Below are 17,200 nucleotides of genomic sequence, written 5' to 3'. Positions count from 1 at the left end.
TTACCTCCTATTCTACTGTTTAAGATATATACCCTATATCAGTACTAACCTTATCATTTCTTTATATATATTTATATAAATTTTTTATTTCTATTGACAATGATATTTCTCGTAAGGACAAATTAAGTAATTATCCCTAAGTCCTTTTTTATTACTATGATATTTGATTTTTAAAGTTTAAGAGAAAGGAGTCCTATAAACGACCGTTTATGGTACTTGATTGATTTTTAACAAAAGCGTTAAAAACTCATCCATATTGAGTACCAAAACCCATATCCAAAAACAAAGTTCCTTATTTTAATTCAACAAGGTTTTTGGTACTATTTTAATAGATATATTTAGATAGGAAGTGAAACAATTTGATTTTTGGTTATGCTCGTGTCAGCACAGTAGAACAAAATCTCGATATGCAAATAGATGCTTTGCAACAATATGGTGTAGAAAGGCTGTATCAGGAGAAAATGACAGGAATAAAAAAAGAGCGCCCACAACTCGAAGAGTTGCTAAAGGTATTACGTAAAGGCGATAAGATAGTTGTTTACAAACTTGATCGAATTTCTCGCTCTACAAAACACCTAATTGAGTTAAGTGAAAAATTCAAAGAACTAGGTGTAGATTTTATTTCTATTCATGACAACATTGATACCTCTAATGCTATGGGAAAATTCTTTTTTCGAATGATGGCAAGCATTGCAGAACTAGAAAGAGATATTATTAGTGAACGTACCAAAGCAGGATTAAACGCGGCTAGAGTTCGTGGAAAAAAAGGAGGAAGGCCACAAAAACATACAGATAAGGTAGAAATGGCTCTTAAAATGTATCAAAGTAAAGAATATAGCATTAAACAAATTACAGAGGCTACCGGTCTAAGCAAAACAACATTGTATCGATACATTAACAAATAACCTCATTAATTTTATAAATGGAGGAAATGTTATGAGAGGAAAAGAACTTCTAACGCCTGTACAAAGGGAAGAACTATTACGTATTTCTGTTGAAACAGAACATGAGTTAGCACTGCATTACACATTTTCTACAGAGGACCTTGAAATCATTAATCAACATCGTAGAGATCACAATCGCTTAGGATTTGCTGTTCAGCTCTGTATATTAAGATATCCTGGATGTACTGTTACGAATATGCCAGCAATTTCTGAAGGACTCTTAAAGTTTGTTGCTAAACAAATTGGTGTAGACCACACGGTCTATGAAGCATATGCAAAACGAGAACCTACTAGGCGAGAGCACTTAGAAGAAATACGTAAAGAATATGGATATCGTAATTTTACTATTCTTGATTATCGAAGGATTTCTAAATTTCTACAACCATATGCATTAGAAAATGGAAATACAATGTATCTGATTCAAACTGCATTACAAGAACTACGAAAAGAGAAAATCATTTTACCTGCAATACCAACAATAGAACGAGCTGTATGGGAAGTACGTAAGCGCACAGAAGAAAAGATTTTTAAAGTACTAACCGCCTCTTTGACTTCTTCACAACAAGAAAAGTTAGATAGACTACTCCATCCAATGCCTAATACTTCAAAAACTTATTTATCGTGGCTAAGAGAAATACCTGGCCAATTTTCTCCTGATGCATTTTTAAAAGTAATTGAACGCTTAGATTACATAAGAAAATTGACATTAAAGCTTGACACCAAAGGTTTACATCCAAATCGTATACGACAATTATCTCGAATAGGAGCAAGGTATGAACCCTTCTCGTTTCGACGATTTCACAGTACCAAAAAATATGCGATCATGATTGCATATTTAATAGATTTAACGCAAGACTTGGTTGATCAAGCATTTGAAATTCATGATAAACAAATCATGAATCTTCAACTAAAAGGAAGAAAACAGCAAGAAGAAATTCAAAAACAGAATGGAAAATCAGTTAATGAAAAAATCAATCATTACGCGAATTTAGGAACAGCTTTAATTAAAGCTAGACAAGAAAATTTAGATCCATTTTTATTATTAGAAACGGTGATGCCTTGGGATACATTTGTAGCCTCTGTAGAGGAAGCAAAAAAGTTATCTCGTCCTATGAATTATGATTATCTTGATTTATTAGAAAGTCGTTATAATTATTTACGTAAGTATACGCCAACACTACTCAGAACATTAGAATTTCAATCTACTAAGTATGCAAATCCCGTTTTATTAACTTTAGATACTATCCACGAGTTAAATGAAGCTGGAAAACGAAAAGTTCCAGAAGGTGCTCCATTAAGCTTTGTTTCCAAGCGTTGGGAAAGATATGTATATGATGAAGACGGAAGTATTAATCGACATTTTTACGAATTGGCCGCATTTACTGAACTTCGAAATTATGTACGTTCAGGGGATATTTCTATTGTAGGTAGTAGACAACATAAAGATTTTGATGAATATCTTATTCCACAGCAAGAATGGACAAAGAGTAAGAATATCGGTACCAGGTTAGCGGTCCCGATTCAAGTAGAAGAATACATAAAAGAGCGTACTGAAACCCTTTTGCATCGAATTCAATCCTTTTCTAAAAATGTAAATTCTCTAGAAGGCGTAGATTTGGAAAAAGGAAGTTTGCGTATTCATCGCTTAGAAAGAGATGTCCCAGAAGACTCCAAGAAACTAAGCGCTAAGCTATACAATATGTTACCACGTATAAAACTAACGGATTTATTACTAGAAGTGTCGAATTGGACAAATTTTGAACAGCAACTGATTCACGCATCAACAAATAAACCGCCTAAAGGCGATGAAATTATTATATCTCTTGCTGCAATGATGGCGATGGGAACTAATATTGGTCTAACTAAAATGGCAGATGCAACTCCAGATATCACCTATCATCAGTTAGCTCATGCTAGCCAATGGCGAATGTATGACGATGCATTGCAACGTGCTCAATCTATACTTGTAAACTTTCAGCATAAAATCCCTTTATCCTCTTATTGGGGAGATGGGACTACTTCATCATCGGATGGTATGAGAGTTCAAATTGGTGTATCTTCTCTCAGCGCTAGCTTCAATCCACACTATGGAACAGGAAAAGGAGCGACCATTTATCGATTTGTAAGTGATCAATTTTCTTCTTTTTACACAAAGGTAATTAATACAAATGCTAGAGATGCTGTACATGTTATCGATGGATTATTGCATCATGAATCTGATTTGGTTATTGAAGAGCATTACACAGATACAGCGGGCTATACAGATCAAGTCTTTGGATTGGCTCATTTATTAGGTTTTCGCTTTGCGCCTAGGTTACGTGATTTAGCTACTTCTAAATTATATACGATTGGATCACCTAAAGAATTCTCAAATATAGAATCCTTAATACGGGGACAAATTAATATGAAGTTAATTTGCGATAATTATGATGACGTTTTACGGCTAGCTCATTCTATCCGAGAAGGTAAAGTATCGGGTGCATTGATTATGGGGAAATTAGGGTCTTATACCCGTCAAAATAAAGTGGCGAAGGCACTAAGAGAAATAGGAAGAATTGAGAAAACAATTTTCATCTTAGATTATCTTTCAGATAAACCAATGCGTAGACGTATTCAACGAGGATTGAATAAAGGAGAAGCTATGAATGCACTTGCTCGAGCTATTTTCTTTGGAAAACATGGTGAATTACGAGAAAGAGCGCTACAAGATCAACTTCAAAGAAGTAGTGCACTAAACCTCTTAATTAATGCAATTAGTGTGTGGAATACTGTTTATTTAAGTGAAGCAATAAACGTTTTGAAGAAAAAAGAAAAATTTGATGAAGAACTATTAAAACACATTTCTCCATTAGGATGGGAACACATTAACTTCCTAGGAGAATACCGATTTAGTAAAAAGGAAATTGCACCATTAGACTCTCTACGACCATTACAGATAACTTAGTAGTAAGAAGCCGATTATCTCTTAGAGTACAGGAAATCGGCTTTTTCTTTATAAAATTTTGCTTAGCGTACGAAATTCGCGTTTTGTTGGTGCTACCCCGTACCCAAGTTATTCTTTACTATTGTAACAGGCTTTCTCCATACACGAGAAGCATAATGATCCAAAAACTAACGATCATAACCAGAATTTCTTTAAACCTTTGCTGAAAGGAAATACGCCCTTCTTCCATTCTACATGCCCCTTTTCTCTACAACTTTTAATATGTTAAAATATAGAGGAAAGAAATCTGCCAATTTCTTTCCTCGACGGTCACTCATGACTTCTGCTCTTTGTTTGCTTTTTGCAAATGAAGAGCTTTTATTTTGCATACTTATACTTGCTTTCCAGCATGGCATAACGTAATAACTTTAACTTTGTTTCTTTTTTCAATGCTTTCCATTCCGATACAGCAATCTTCATTCTTTATTCCTCCATTAATTAAATTTGTTATTTAAATAGACTTATAAGTTCCAGTTATATATTTTTCTAATTTGTTTAGCGTATATTTTCGTTAAAATATTGGTGGCACGCCACATTGACAGGTGATTATGTTTGGAAGTCAAATGAAAAAACAAATTTTAATAATCTAAGACCATTATGAGAGAAAAATCATATAAAAAAGCAGTAAAGTAAGTAGCCGGTTCTTTAACGTACAGGGAACCGGCTGAAATGTGTCCAAATTGTGTCTAAACGTACAATTTTCTTTTTTTGATATGGTGGCCCCTTATATGAACCTGAATCTTGTTAAAAAGGACACTCAATTGAGTGTCCTTTCTCGATTTAATAACTATCTTAAACGTATTGGAATTCCATCTAATATGTTTAAGGTATTCTGATTTATAGTATTTATCCGTTCACATGATTGAAATATAGATAGAGATAATTTTATGATTGTCCCAGGTAAATGGGAGATTTTAATCTAAAATTAATGCTTGATGAATTCCTGATAATTTTTTTATTTTCCCAATTAATTCTGGAACTAATGGTTTCTCAGTTTCAATTATTAATATAGATAATTTCTCGGTTTCTTTTCGTGAAATTCTTACTTTATTAATATTGATTTTACAGCTTGATAAAATAGCGATTACAGAAGAAATCGTGCTAAAGTGATTATTATTCATAATAAGAAGAGCAGGGTTTTCCTCACGTAATTTTAGTTCAAAACCATTAACTTCAATGATTTTTACTCTTCCCCCTCTGAGAGAGCAAGCAATCATTTCAATTTTATCCTTACCTTTATATAAGCAAATTTTTGCTGTATGAGAATGTACTGGTTTTGCAATCTCTTCTATACAATTAATTGTAATTCCTCGTTCTTTTGCAATTGTAAGTGCATTAATAATTAGTGAATCATTTATTTTGAAACCTAAAATTCCACCGATAATTGCTACATCTGCACCAAAATGATAATTCGTCGTTTTAAATCCTCCATATAAAGAAATATCAATTCTTTCTGGTTCTTGTGAAAATAGCTGCCGGATAATGTATCCTATTTTTACGGTGTCTGCCCCAAAAGTATTGGATGTTCCAATTGTAATAGGATCGATGATATCAAATACAGATCTATAGTTCATAATAGTTGGTTCCCCTTAACATTGTTGATGAAAGTTATAGACTATTAGATTTATTTTTTGAAATATTATTAAATAAAACAAGAATTATTGAGATGTTTAACATATGTTCATAGTAGAAGAATCAATTAATGTGCATCCCACTTAATAATTCGTGAAATTCTGTTTAAAAAGTTAAGAAAACATACATTATGTGAACTACAGTTATAAAATGTTTCCTTCAAATATGTGTAAAGTATAGTTAGACTTTACTATGAATAAAGCCCACAGGAATTTTTAATTCCCTGGGCTTTCATTTTTCATGGTAATTCGGTTTCTATATGGTAAACGGAATCCTAGTGCGATTGCGGCTCCAGCACAACTAAATAAACAGCCAAATAATAAGTAGAGCGTGGGTGATGATTCTCCAATTGCAACAGAAGCAACGCCTCCAATTGCAGGGAAAAGTGCAACCATGTAACTACTTACTGATGCACCAATTCGCTCTACTAACTTAAGGTAAAACATCCACGCACCAAAGGAAGCAAATACAGTTAAAAATGCTAAAGCTCCTAGGTAAGAAACGGATGTTGGTATTGTAAAGGTTTGTTGCTGGAAAACACAAACAGCAAGTAAAAGTATTGAAGCTACAATAAAACCAACACTATTTGAATAAACAGCATTAATACCACGTCGTGCATTTCGGGCAGAAGCCGCATCACCAACAGCTGTAAGGACTGTTCCTAACAATGCAAGTCCTATTCCTTTTAAATCACTTGCATTAGAAGATCCAGTTGTCAGTAATGGATAAACTAATATAGAAACTCCTGCAATCCCAACTATTCCACCTAGTAGAATTCGAGAATGAAGCCGCTCACCTAAAAATACACGAAGTGCAATTGGTGTCAAAACTGTTTTCAGCGAAAACAGTAGCGTTACTAATGCAGCAGAAATCCAAATCGTAGCATAGTATAAACACAAATAACTAATAGCTAAGTTGCATACCCCAAAAGTAATGAGAGGTAAAGCGTCTTCACGAGAAGGCTTACCATTTGGACGTAACACGCATGCAAGAACAATAAACATGAGTGCAGCCCCCACCAAGCGATAAGTTAATGATAGTTCAAGACTTACTGGTGTACCTTGGATTTTTACCACTATAAAGTTCAAACCCCATACTACTAAGCAAAATATGTACATTAAAACTGTCATGCAAATGCTACCTCAGTAACCTGTGCAAAAGGAATATCAAAATAATTAAATACTTCTGTTAGTGCATCAGCAAGTTGCATGATTTGTTCCTCTGTATGGTTTGGTGTGACGTTAACTCGGAAACGTTCCGTACCCACAGCAACAGTTGGTGAGTTAATAGGTTGTAAATAGACATGATGTTGTTCAAGTAAACGTTGAGCAGCAGCTTTACATTTTTTAGCATCACCAATCAGTACAGGAAGAATATGTGTCTCACTTGATTCCATGATAGGAATATTTGCTTGAGCCAGCGATTCTCTTAGCATACTAGTCTTTTGATGTAGAGCATTTCGTTCACTATCTGAAGATTTTAAGTGTTCAACACTAGCATGACAAGCTGAGACAATTGCTGGTGGTAATGAAGTCGTAAAAATGAAACCGGATGCAAATGAACGTACAGCATCAATTAATAATGATGAGGCTGCAATATATCCTCCTATTACCCCAATCCCCTTTGCCATCGTTCCTTGAATAAAGTCTAAACGATCTACAAGACCTAGTTCAGCAGCTATTCCTGCACCGCGGGGGCCATACATTCCGATTGCGTGTACTTCATCAATAAAAGTTAAAGCATTATATTGTTCAGCAAGATCTATAATTTTTTCAATTGGTGAAATATCGCCATCCATTGAGTAAACGGATTCAAAAACAATAATTTTAGCTCGATCATGTGGTTGAGCTGCAAGCAATTCTTCCAAGTGTTCAACATCATTATGTCTGAATACTGCTCGTTCGACTTTTGTACTACGTATCCCATTAATAATTGAAGCGTGATTGCGTTCGTCAGAGAATACCATACAATTTGGAAATAAACGAAGTAAACATTGTAATGTCGCATCATTAGAACCGTATCCTGTAGGGAAAACTAAAGCCGCTTCCTTACCATGCCATTCAGCAAGTGATGATTCAAGTGCAGCATAATGATAATGTGTACCACCTATATTACGTGATCCACCTGAACCCGCACCGAATGCTCGAATAGCATCGTGCATTGCTTCAGTAACCACTGGGTGTTGTGACATTCCTAAATAGTCATTACTGCACCAAACGACAACAGGTTCTGTATCTTTCTGACCATTTAAGTGTGCCAATGGATATTGACCTCGAATTCGATTAATTGTAACAAACTCGCGATATTGTCCACTTTCTTTCAAAGATTGTAGCTTATTGCTAATAATTTCTGTATACATAACCTTACCTCCAAGAAAATTTACGGTCTAAACCGTTTTGTCAATATATTCTTTTTATAAAAACAATACAAACATGTAAAAAAATTCTAAAAATTGCTTTTTCATTATAGCAATAAATTACAAAAATAGTTAATGAAATGTATATTTGCATATTTTTATTTCTATCAGACTGATATTATACAAGAGGTATATTGGTTTGAGATTCGGGACGATTTTGATTAAAAGGGAGAATACACGCTGTAGAAATAAAACTGGAACGTTCAAAATTAATTTTAGAAATCAGTAAAGAATTAGAAAACCTTGAAAATGATACTTATGGTAGTGAAGTGGAGGAGATAGGAATAATTCCTATAATAGTTAAGATAAACAAATACCCCAAAACGAGAAAATTGACATCTCCAGGTGAAAATGTACATTTTTTTTGTTTTAGGGTGTTATAAAATTCTTAAGTTGATGAATGTGTGTCGTGCCCCTAATAGCTTAAGGATTCTGCAACATCCCAGACGGTACAATATTCATTAATTGGGCATAAAAATTAAATGTAGACTAGTGATTATGTAGTTTATTTTTTACTAAACATTACGGTACGTGAAATTATTACATTTGAATTAAAAAGCTCTATGTAAGTCTGAGCTTTTTAATTCTTTACCACGGAATCTATCAATTCTGAACTGACAACAAACTTCCTATTTGCTATATGCTAAAGTCCCTTCAGATTCTTCCCCTGTAACTGTGCAAATTCAATGTTTTAATTAATTTTTCAATGTAATCAACCAAACAGAGTGCTTATTACTGAGCTTCACCCCTGATGAATTATCTGGATGGTTAGCATAATAACGGATCCAAGCTAATCTTGTATAACCTTCTACTAAATGATAAGGTGGTTTGTATCCTGAAAATTGTCTGCTATCTAACACAATGGGAGGGACACTCCATGTACCTTCGTTAAGCCAACTGTTTACTCATCTTTATAAAATAACCTTACAAGGTTATTATTTTTTATTTTTCAGATATTTTATAAAATATCTGAAAAACATCCCTAATTCACTTTAAACTGCTTATTTACGCTTACAACACTTCCTTTTTTATTTAGGTCTTTATGCCATTATCTTTTAATTAAACACTAGTTATATCGAAATCTGAGGAGTTATTTTTTGATGAGAGTATGATTTTTTTAAGTTAATTCCTAAAAATAACACAAGAGCTGGATTTTCATCACAGCTCACGTATTGATTGGTTCTGTATGTGTACATGTAGGATATTGAGAACAACCAAAGAACTTATTTCCTGTTTTATTTGAATTACGAATCACTAAATCATGTTTACATGTTGGACATTTCCGTTCTGCAGGTTTTACCCCATGACCATCAAGTTAATATATTATAATATCCCCAGAACGAAAATTTCTTCGTTTTGGGGAACTACCAATTTCTTAAGTTGATGAGTATGTATGGTGACCCCATATAAAGAAATTTTAAACATCTTAATCTGCCTTTCCTTTATGTAAATATGGGAATAATGAAATTACCCCAAGGATAGCTAAACAAGCTCCAATCCATAGCGGAGATACAAAACCATACCCTTTACTGATTCCAAGACCACCTAGTGAGGAACCAATAACAATACCCAGCGTAATAAAAGAACTATGAACGGTATTTATCATTGTTCCATTACTAGCTGTTTTCATTACTCTCGCAACCATAGCCGGATTCAATGCTACACCAGTTAAACCAATAAAAATCGTAGAAATAACCGCAATGTATTTATTCTCTGCACCTAAAGCAAATAAAGACAATGCTACTATTAATATAATCAATCCGCTCACCAGTATTTTCATTGTATATTTATCAGCAAACTTGCCAATCACTATATTCCCAACTACCGTGGCACTACCATAGAGAGCAAGTAAATATGGAATACTTGCACTTGAAAAGCCTGTGATATTTGTAAAGATAGGAGTGAAATAACTAAATGCTGCAAACGTACCACCAATAATGAACATACTTGTTACGTACGCTGCCCAAAGATGAATATTCTTAAATCGCAGAAGTTCGTCTTTCCAATTCAATTGCTCTTTATTTGAAGATGATGGTAACAACCATTGAATCATAATCCCTGATACTAGCACAAGAACAGAAACAGCCCCAAAACTAATACGCCAGCCAAAATATTGCGAAATAACGGTTGTTATAGGTAAACCTAATACAGTTGCGAACATTAAACCTGCAAGTACAATTGATGCAGCTTTTCCCCTTGAATCAGAGTGAACCAATGTTGCAGAAAAGGAAATCGCAACTCCAAAAGATGAAGCTGAAGCAATACCAGTTATAATACGTGAAATCATCATAATATCATAGTTCCAAGCAATAGCTCCGAGCGATTGACCAATTAAAAATACGAACATTAAAAACAATAATGCTTGTTTGCTGCGCATTCGTAAGAGGATTGCAGTTAAAATGGGGCCTCCTATTACCATTGCTCCTGCATAAGCTGAAATTAAATACCCAATAGATGATACAGAAACCTGGAATGCAAAAGCAAGTTCATTCATCATACCTGCAACCATAAATTCTGATGTAGTCATACAAAAGATTGCTAAAGCTAATAAATAAATAATCGATGGCATAAAAACACTCCTTATTTATTATTGTAATGATCGGTACAAAAATAGTGTGAAAAAAGAGCGCACTAAGCGCCACAAATAGACTCCACTGTTCCTTTGATAACTTGTTCAGACAACATCCGATTTTGCATCGATACATTAAGAACACGGAATCCGTAATAACTGCTTAAAAGCAGACTAGCTAATTCCTCAGCTGATTGCTTCTTTGAAATTTCACCTGTTTGTAATCCTTCCTCCATCACTGTTTCAATAGCTTGTTTAAGAAGTTCAACATGCTTCGAGAAAATTTCTTGTACCATTAAATTGTTTTTAGCACGTTCTATACTGGCATTAATCAATAAACATCCTTTTTGATCAATATTCTCAAAGTCTTCTTTCAATGCCCATTCAAAAAAATTACTTAATCGTTCTTTAACTGGAATTGGAGTATTTAACAATTTCCTTTGTTCCCTAATCCCAATTTCATGGTAGCGTTCTAATACTTGTTTATACAGTTCATGTTTACTACCGAAAGTATTGTATAAACTTCCTTTTCCAAGTCCTGTATCACTGCATAAATCTTGTGTAGAACACCCCTCATATCCTCTTAACCAAAATGTTTTCATTGCAACATCTACAATTGAGGAATAATCAAACTCTCGGGGTCTGCCGCGTTTATTCAATCGTATCCTCCTCTCATTTTAAAGATAACATTAATAGAATACTCTTTTTTGTACCGAGCGGTCAATAATTTTGTTTTATTGTTACTGTAAAATAAAATTTGATTATTTTAGATTACGAATAATTAAAAATAGCTCCCTTATTTAAAGACAAGTCTTATTTGAATTAGTAATTTCATCAAACTTTGTTATAAATGATCAATCTATTTTACAAAGCCACAAAAAGACAAAATATAAATTGTTTAATCATTTGTTTTTCTACGTTTCCATAGGAAACGTCGGGAGCGAAACTCAGCCAAGGAGAAATCGTTGGTCTAATTAGGGTTACCATACATCACTATCAATCTAAGGTAAATTTGTATCCATATAATCAAAAAAACGCTATTCTTTTTGTAGAAAAATACAGAAAGGATGGCGTTTTGTATGACTCTATCGATTCAAGATGAGTTTCATTTATTCGCTGAAGAACTACAGCGATATCTATCTCCAAGTGCCCTTCAACAGCTCGCACAGGAGAAGGGTTTCGTAAAACGTAAAAGTAAGTATGGCGCACGAGAGTTCGCTGCTTTATGTATTTGGATTAGTCAACACGTAGCAAGCGATTCTCTTACTCGATTATGTAGTCAGCTTTATGCAAATACAGCTACACTCATAAGTCCAGAAGGACTGAATCAACGCTTTAATCCAACAGCTGTCGCATTTCTTCGAGAAGTTTTTACTTCTCTTCTCACACAAAAACTCTGTTCAAATCACTCACTTTCTGCACATATAATCTCTACTTTCAATCGTATCCGTATTCTAGATGCAACAGTGTTTCAACTACCTGATCAATTCGCTACTGACTATCAAGGTTCAGGTGGGAGTAGTAATAAGGCAGGCGTGAAAATCCAATTAGAATACGATTTACTTAGTGGTCAATTTCTTAACTTGCAGCTTGGGCCAGGAAAGAATAATGATAAAACATATGGTACCATCTGCCTTGAAACCGTAGAAGCAGGCGATTTGTGTTTACGTGACCTTGGTTACTTCGATTTAGGAGACTTACAAACCCTTCATGATAAAGAGGCTTACTATATCTCTCGGTTGAAGCTGAATACACGCATTTATACCAAGAACCCTGAACCCGAATACTTTAACAATGGTACGTTAAAAAAGCAGACAGAATACTTCCAGCTTGATATGACACAAATGATGTCTGATCTAATCCCTGGTGAAACGATAGAAATCCCTGAGGCATACATTGGCCAAAATCAAAAACTTCCAGCACGTGTCATTATCCATCGTTTAACCGATGATCAAACGCAAACACGCCTAAAAAACCAAGCGATACGTGAAAAGAAAAAAGGCATTGTCATGAAGGATAAAAGTAAACGTTTAATGGGCATGAATGTATATATTACGAACACGTCTTTAGAAGAAGTACCAACGAACTACGTGCACTCACTGTATTCACTTCGTTGGCAGATTGAAGTTTTGTTTAAAACGTGGAAGTCATTTTTTGAAATTGATGAATGTAAAAACATTAAAAGAGAGCGCCTAGAGTGCCATTTATATGGACAACTAATCGGTATTCTCCTCTGTTCTTCTACGATGTTTCAAATGCGACAGTTTCTGCTTGAAAAAACAAATCAGGAGCTAAGTGAATATAAGGCGATTTATATGATTAAAGATTACTTTCCGTTACTGTTTCAAGCGATAGCCATTGGCACAGAACAACTTTTGAAAATTTTGCATCGTCTTTATCTATTGCTCAAAAAGAACGGTCGTAAATGTCATCGGTATAAGAAAATGACCGTCTTTGATATTCTAGGGATTGTGTATAAAACGACGGTGAAGCATAGACAAACTGCCTAGCGAAAAAATCAGATTTTAATAGGCTTCTTTAGTATGCCTATTTTTCTATCAATTGTTAGTTTTGAACCAAGGATCGTTTCATATCTAGTAAATTACTTGATTAGCTTGATGGGCATGTGGCGAGACCCCCATTATTCTTTATTTGACTTCTAAAGTTTAGTATTTTGTTCCTTTTTTATGTTCCATGGGATACTGTCAGCATTTTGCAAAACAACCTACGCTATGCGGAAAAATAAAATAAGCTGTCCATACGAACAGCTTATTTCCATAATTATCGTTATTGGAAGACACTTTTCAAGTATTAATAGACGGGCAAGTTCAGTTCCGTGATAACTCTACACGCTCAAAGTGTTCAACTGTTGGAACTGGATCATAAAAGTGATGCAATAATGCTTTCCACTCTTGATATTGTTCAGATTGTCGAAATCCTATCGTGTGATCTTCTAAAGTTTCCCATTGCACAAGGAGCAAATATTTTCCTTTCCGCTCCATACAGCGTTGTAATTCATGATTTATGTATCCTTGCATGGAAGAGATGATTGAAGATGCTTGCTTAAATACCGATTCATACTCCGTCTCCATACCGTCTTTTACTTGCAACATGACTGCTTCTAAAATCATTTTGAATTCCTCCTCCTTTTCCTAATTGTACCATGTGGGGGGAACGTTGTATGAGAAGTTTTGATGTATAACATTAACATAACGTCTCATTATCAGTAGTAAGGACAAGGAGGAATCTTCCCCTTACAAGGGAACCTTCTTTCTTTTTCTATCGACCTATGCATTTTTTATACATTCCTATCCTGGCACGGTTTTATAGTTCTTTTTTGTTGTTGGATCAACAAAAAAACTGTATTAAATTTTTCATACTCCTAGGGGTCACTATATATGAACGCTACGTATTTGACTTTCTCAATGACCAACATTACTTAACGTGGTAAAATAGTATTCGGATGGGAATCCAATGTTATTAAAATTAAAGTGGTTATCAAGTCAGAGGAAGGCATCTTAGGGTGTCTTTTCTTTTTAAAATATATAAGCGCACCATCCCTTTCCTAATAGAGGCCTCCCCCTCATGCCTCCTTACAGGGAGAATGATAAGGCTTTTTTTTATTTACCCAATTACCGAGCTCTCAAATATTTTAAATAGTTACAATACATGTATTGCTTCAATAACATATGATTATTCTTAAGAATGTCATTGAAATGTACCAATAGATGTTAGTACAGCAAAATAAATTGTGTTATGATGTGAGCAAATATAAAGCTATCTAACGGAGGGATTCACATGCCGCATGTTGTGTTTCGTGGAATTACTACTGAACAATTAAAACGCATAAGCAAGCCATTAGTAGAAGAGCTCGCAGAGATCTGTGAGTGTGGTACGGATAATTTTACGTTGGAACTACCAAGTTCTACGTTTGTATTCAATGGAGAAGAAATAGAAGCGTTTCCTCTTATTGAAGTGAAATGGTTCGAGCGTGGACAGGAAATTCGTGATCGATTTGCCAAGGCCATTACTACATATGTAATGGATTTTGGACTTCCAGAAGTAGAGGTTGTATTTACGGTTTTCACAGAATCAGCGTATTATATTAACGGGAAGCATTGTGCAAGTTAGAGCGATTTGAAAGATTTTTGTAACATTTATAAGAGGTAGAACCACATTGCCATCAAGCTAAGAAAAGCAAATATCTAAAAACAAAATAATGAACTCAATTCTCATAGACAACTATCTGTGAAGAGATAAAATTTTTGTTTTGGTGGACATCAAAATATTAGCTTGGTGGATATGTGGCACTACTCCTATTAATAAATATTACTAACCATATTTCTAGTTAATATCTATCATATTTTTAAAAACAGGACTAATTAGATTTAAAAAAAGATTTCTTTTTCTTTACTCGTAATAAATCACCTGCCCATCCTTTGACTCGTATATATAAATACATACCCCCTGTTGTGAAAATAATAAATAAGAGAGCGATTAAATAGCTATATTTCCATTCTAGTTCAGGCATGTATTTAAAATTCATCCCCCACAATGCTCCTAAAGCTGTCAAAGGCGTACTCACAGCCGTTAATACAGTAAGAGCTTTCATAATTTCATTCCCACGATGAGAAGAAACAACTTCTTGTAAATGAATCATCGTGTCTAATTCTTCTTGGTATTCTTTAACAAGTTGTAATCCACGCTCTAATTTTACGTGTGTTTGTTTATAACAAAGGGTGTTTGTTAGGTTTTCTAACCAAGCTTCCTCCAAGCCTTGTAACACTTCTTGTATTAAGCGAAACACATGTGTGTTCATAAATAATTCATGACGAATATGATAAATTCTTTCTAAAACTGCTATGTTATTATGATGATAAAAATCCCATAACACATTTCTGAAATTGTTTTCAAAATAGTCAACCTTTCGTAAATAGTGAGATATAAATATTGATAAGATAGCACATAGTCCTTCAGCGGAACTATTACAATTTTTTATATCCATAGGGAAATTATGTATTAATTCTTGAAAATCCTCTTCCTCTTTTTCTTGGACCGTTATCAGTATTCCATGAGCTACGAAATAATGAAGAAATTTTTGAATTTTGGCGTCTTTTTTATTTTGATCATATAAAAACGAACCATATACGCAAGTTTGACTTGGTGATAACGTATAAACATATAATCCATTTTCACAAGGAGAACTTATCTTCTTTACAAATTGAGAGAAATAAGATGTTACATCACGAGGGATTATAGAAGAAAGTTTTTCAAGCTCACTAGTTTTCACATGATACCAATTCCATTTCGGCATTTTTATGCATTCCATATTATTCTTCCTTTCTGAATAGTTTTATGTTTGATCGAATAATATCCGTAATATGAAATTTGTATGTAGGTATTCATGTCTTAGAGGAAAAGTTTTTAGATCCTCTAAATTACAAAAACTAAATGGCACAGGAGGTCTTCTTCTGTTACAAGGAAGACCCCCTATATATTAGTTATTTTTATTCTCAATTTTAAACATTTCCTCTATACAAGTACTTTTTATCTTTTCTTATTTATATGTGGAAAAGAAGCCACATAATTTGGCACGTCTATTCAACGAACTCCATTTCGGTCGTTATTATAATTTGGATTCATTTGCAGATTGATTGGTGATGTCGTCAAATACTTGACTTCCAATCATATAGTATCCATGAAGTGCAGCCTCTTTCGAAGCGTCTACCATACGGAAAGAAGAAATTTCACCTTGCATTTTTTCAATTCGTTTTTTGTGGATATCTACTATTCCTCCTGTCCAAATAATAGTGTCATACTGGTCTAACTTAAATTGTTCTTGTAATACACGCATAACGTCTTGGAAGTGTGTATCTAACTCTTTTTGAATCAAAGTATCAACCTGACTTGTCTGAGGATTTTCTTCTCGCCCTCCATATCCTTTTTCTAAGATTTTTGGCATGTCGTTAATATGCAAGTGATCACTTTCACCCACATGGTTCTGCAGGATATTCTTAATATTTTTCAAAGGCTTGCTACATCCTAGTTCCGTCTCATAATGATTTAAAATGACATTCTGTTTCATATCTGTCATTTCTAATGTACGAAATCCACCATCAATAATTAAGATACGATCTTGTTCCTGAATGATTCCCTCTTTTAAGAAATAGGCATGTAAAGCGACCGGTTGCTGAAGAATCAAAGCATTTTCCACCGTAATATTAATAAATTTCCCATCAATTTGCACAGAAGTTTCTTTTTTTAGTGCACGTTGTAATTGCTCATGCTGACTACCAAAACAAGTAACGGGAAGCCCGGTAACAACTAAAGGTAACACGACATTTTCTTTATAATCCTTTGCAATGCAACCAAATATTTGTTGTTTAAACTGTTCGCTTTCATAATAATTTTCTATTTCTTCGTCAAATGGAGGAAGAAATGAAGCGTCAGATTGATGTGCTTCATTTCCCATGTAGTATGCAAAGTCTAAGTCTATAAAACTTACCTTTGTTAAATCTTCGCTTTCAGCATGATTAGGTACACGGGCTAGTGTGGAAGCTTCACTCTTAATCGTCACCTCAGAATCTACATCCTGTCGATATGCCCGCTTAGTAAAACCAATTCCTACATCAATTGCATACAGAGATTTCATACTT

13 protein-coding genes and 1 pseudogene are annotated in these 17,200 nt (G+C 34.2%); 5 read left to right on the top strand and 9 right to left on the bottom strand.

The features are described 5' to 3' along the window. Positions 1-359: 359 nt before the first annotated feature. Together QCI46_RS11835 and QCI46_RS11830 are read left to right on the top strand one after the other, a co-directional pair. The gene (locus QCI46_RS11835; protein WP_353840326.1) at positions 360-905 is read left to right on the top strand and encodes a recombinase family protein; all 546 of its coding nucleotides are present in this window, start codon (positions 360-362) and stop codon (positions 903-905) included. A gap of 31 nt (positions 906-936) precedes the next feature. Next, positions 937-3,888, top strand: coding sequence for a Tn3 family transposase (locus QCI46_RS11830; RefSeq protein WP_353840325.1), 2,952 nt, complete (start codon positions 937-939; stop codon positions 3,886-3,888). A gap of 953 nt (positions 3,889-4,841) precedes the next feature. On the opposite strand, the gene sdaAB is transcribed toward QCI46_RS11830, so the two are convergent. The 3 genes from sdaAB to hemA form a co-directional block, all read right to left on the bottom strand. After that, on the bottom strand, positions 4,842-5,501 hold the full coding sequence (gene sdaAB / locus QCI46_RS11825) for an L-serine ammonia-lyase, iron-sulfur-dependent subunit beta (RefSeq protein ID WP_075312803.1): 660 nt from the start codon (positions 5,499-5,501) through the stop codon (positions 4,842-4,844). A gap of 273 nt (positions 5,502-5,774) precedes the next feature. Continuing rightward, a complete protein-coding gene (locus tag QCI46_RS11820; RefSeq protein WP_075312801.1) occupies positions 5,775-6,689 on the bottom strand; it encodes a DMT family transporter in 915 nt (304 codons plus the stop codon). Continuing rightward, positions 6,686-7,918 carry a 5-aminolevulinate synthase gene (hemA, locus tag QCI46_RS11815; protein WP_061530224.1) on the bottom strand — a complete coding sequence of 411 codons (1,233 nt, stop codon included), beginning with the start codon at positions 7,916-7,918 and terminating at the stop codon, positions 6,686-6,688. The genes QCI46_RS11820 and hemA overlap by 4 nt, the downstream gene beginning before the upstream one ends. 230 nt (positions 7,919-8,148) lie before the next feature. On the opposite strand from hemA, the gene QCI46_RS29885 reads away from it, so the two are divergent. Beyond that, the gene (locus QCI46_RS29885; protein WP_116868015.1) at positions 8,149-8,358 is read left to right on the top strand and encodes an Imm44 family immunity protein; all 210 of its coding nucleotides are present in this window, start codon (positions 8,149-8,151) and stop codon (positions 8,356-8,358) included. 782 nt (positions 8,359-9,140) lie between these two features. Here QCI46_RS29885 and QCI46_RS11805 read toward each other — a convergent pair. From QCI46_RS11805 to QCI46_RS11795, 3 genes and pseudogenes are all read right to left on the bottom strand, one after another. Continuing rightward, positions 9,141-9,278, bottom strand: a pseudogene (locus QCI46_RS11805) (topoisomerase DNA-binding C4 zinc finger domain-containing protein); the annotation flags it as partial. A gap of 123 nt (positions 9,279-9,401) precedes the next feature. Next, positions 9,402-10,544: an MFS transporter gene (locus QCI46_RS11800; protein WP_353840324.1), complete on the bottom strand. Its 1,143-nt coding sequence runs from the start codon at positions 10,542-10,544 to the stop codon at positions 9,402-9,404. Between the two features lie 62 nt (positions 10,545-10,606). Beyond that, positions 10,607-11,203, bottom strand: a complete 597-nt coding sequence (locus QCI46_RS11795) for a TetR/AcrR family transcriptional regulator (protein ID WP_075312795.1) — start codon at positions 11,201-11,203, stop codon at positions 10,607-10,609. Positions 11,204-11,623: 420 nt separating this feature from the next. Here QCI46_RS11795 and QCI46_RS11790 point away from each other — a divergent pair, with 420 nt between their 5' ends. Continuing rightward, positions 11,624-13,054, top strand: a complete 1,431-nt coding sequence (locus tag QCI46_RS11790) for an IS4 family transposase (RefSeq protein WP_353840323.1) — start codon at positions 11,624-11,626, stop codon at positions 13,052-13,054. 318 nt (positions 13,055-13,372) lie between these two features. On the opposite strand, the gene QCI46_RS11785 is transcribed toward QCI46_RS11790, so the two are convergent. After that, a complete protein-coding gene (locus tag QCI46_RS11785; RefSeq protein ID WP_000599696.1) occupies positions 13,373-13,675 on the bottom strand; it encodes an antibiotic biosynthesis monooxygenase family protein in 303 nt (100 codons plus the stop codon). A gap of 667 nt (positions 13,676-14,342) precedes the next feature. On the opposite strand from QCI46_RS11785, the gene QCI46_RS11780 reads away from it, so the two are divergent. After that, positions 14,343-14,675, top strand: coding sequence for a DUF1904 family protein (locus QCI46_RS11780; protein WP_001120967.1), 333 nt, complete (start codon positions 14,343-14,345; stop codon positions 14,673-14,675). A 247-nt stretch (positions 14,676-14,922) separates the two neighbouring features. On the opposite strand, the gene QCI46_RS11775 is transcribed toward QCI46_RS11780, so the two are convergent. Beyond that, entirely contained in the window at positions 14,923-15,873 is a 951-nt protein-coding gene (locus QCI46_RS11775; RefSeq protein ID WP_327961382.1) for a magnesium transporter CorA family protein, read from the bottom strand. Between the two features lie 297 nt (positions 15,874-16,170). Further along, the gene (locus tag QCI46_RS11770; RefSeq protein WP_353840322.1) at positions 16,171-17,196 is read right to left on the bottom strand and encodes a ParM/StbA family protein; all 1,026 of its coding nucleotides are present in this window, start codon (positions 17,194-17,196) and stop codon (positions 16,171-16,173) included. Positions 17,197-17,200: the final 4 nt, after the last annotated feature.

The sequence above is a fragment of the Bacillus cereus group sp. RP32 genome, assembly GCF_040459735.1.
Lineage (GTDB): Bacteria > Bacillota > Bacilli > Bacillales > Bacillaceae_G > Bacillus_A > Bacillus_A wiedmannii.
This window is presented reverse-complemented; position numbering and strand designations above follow the sequence as displayed.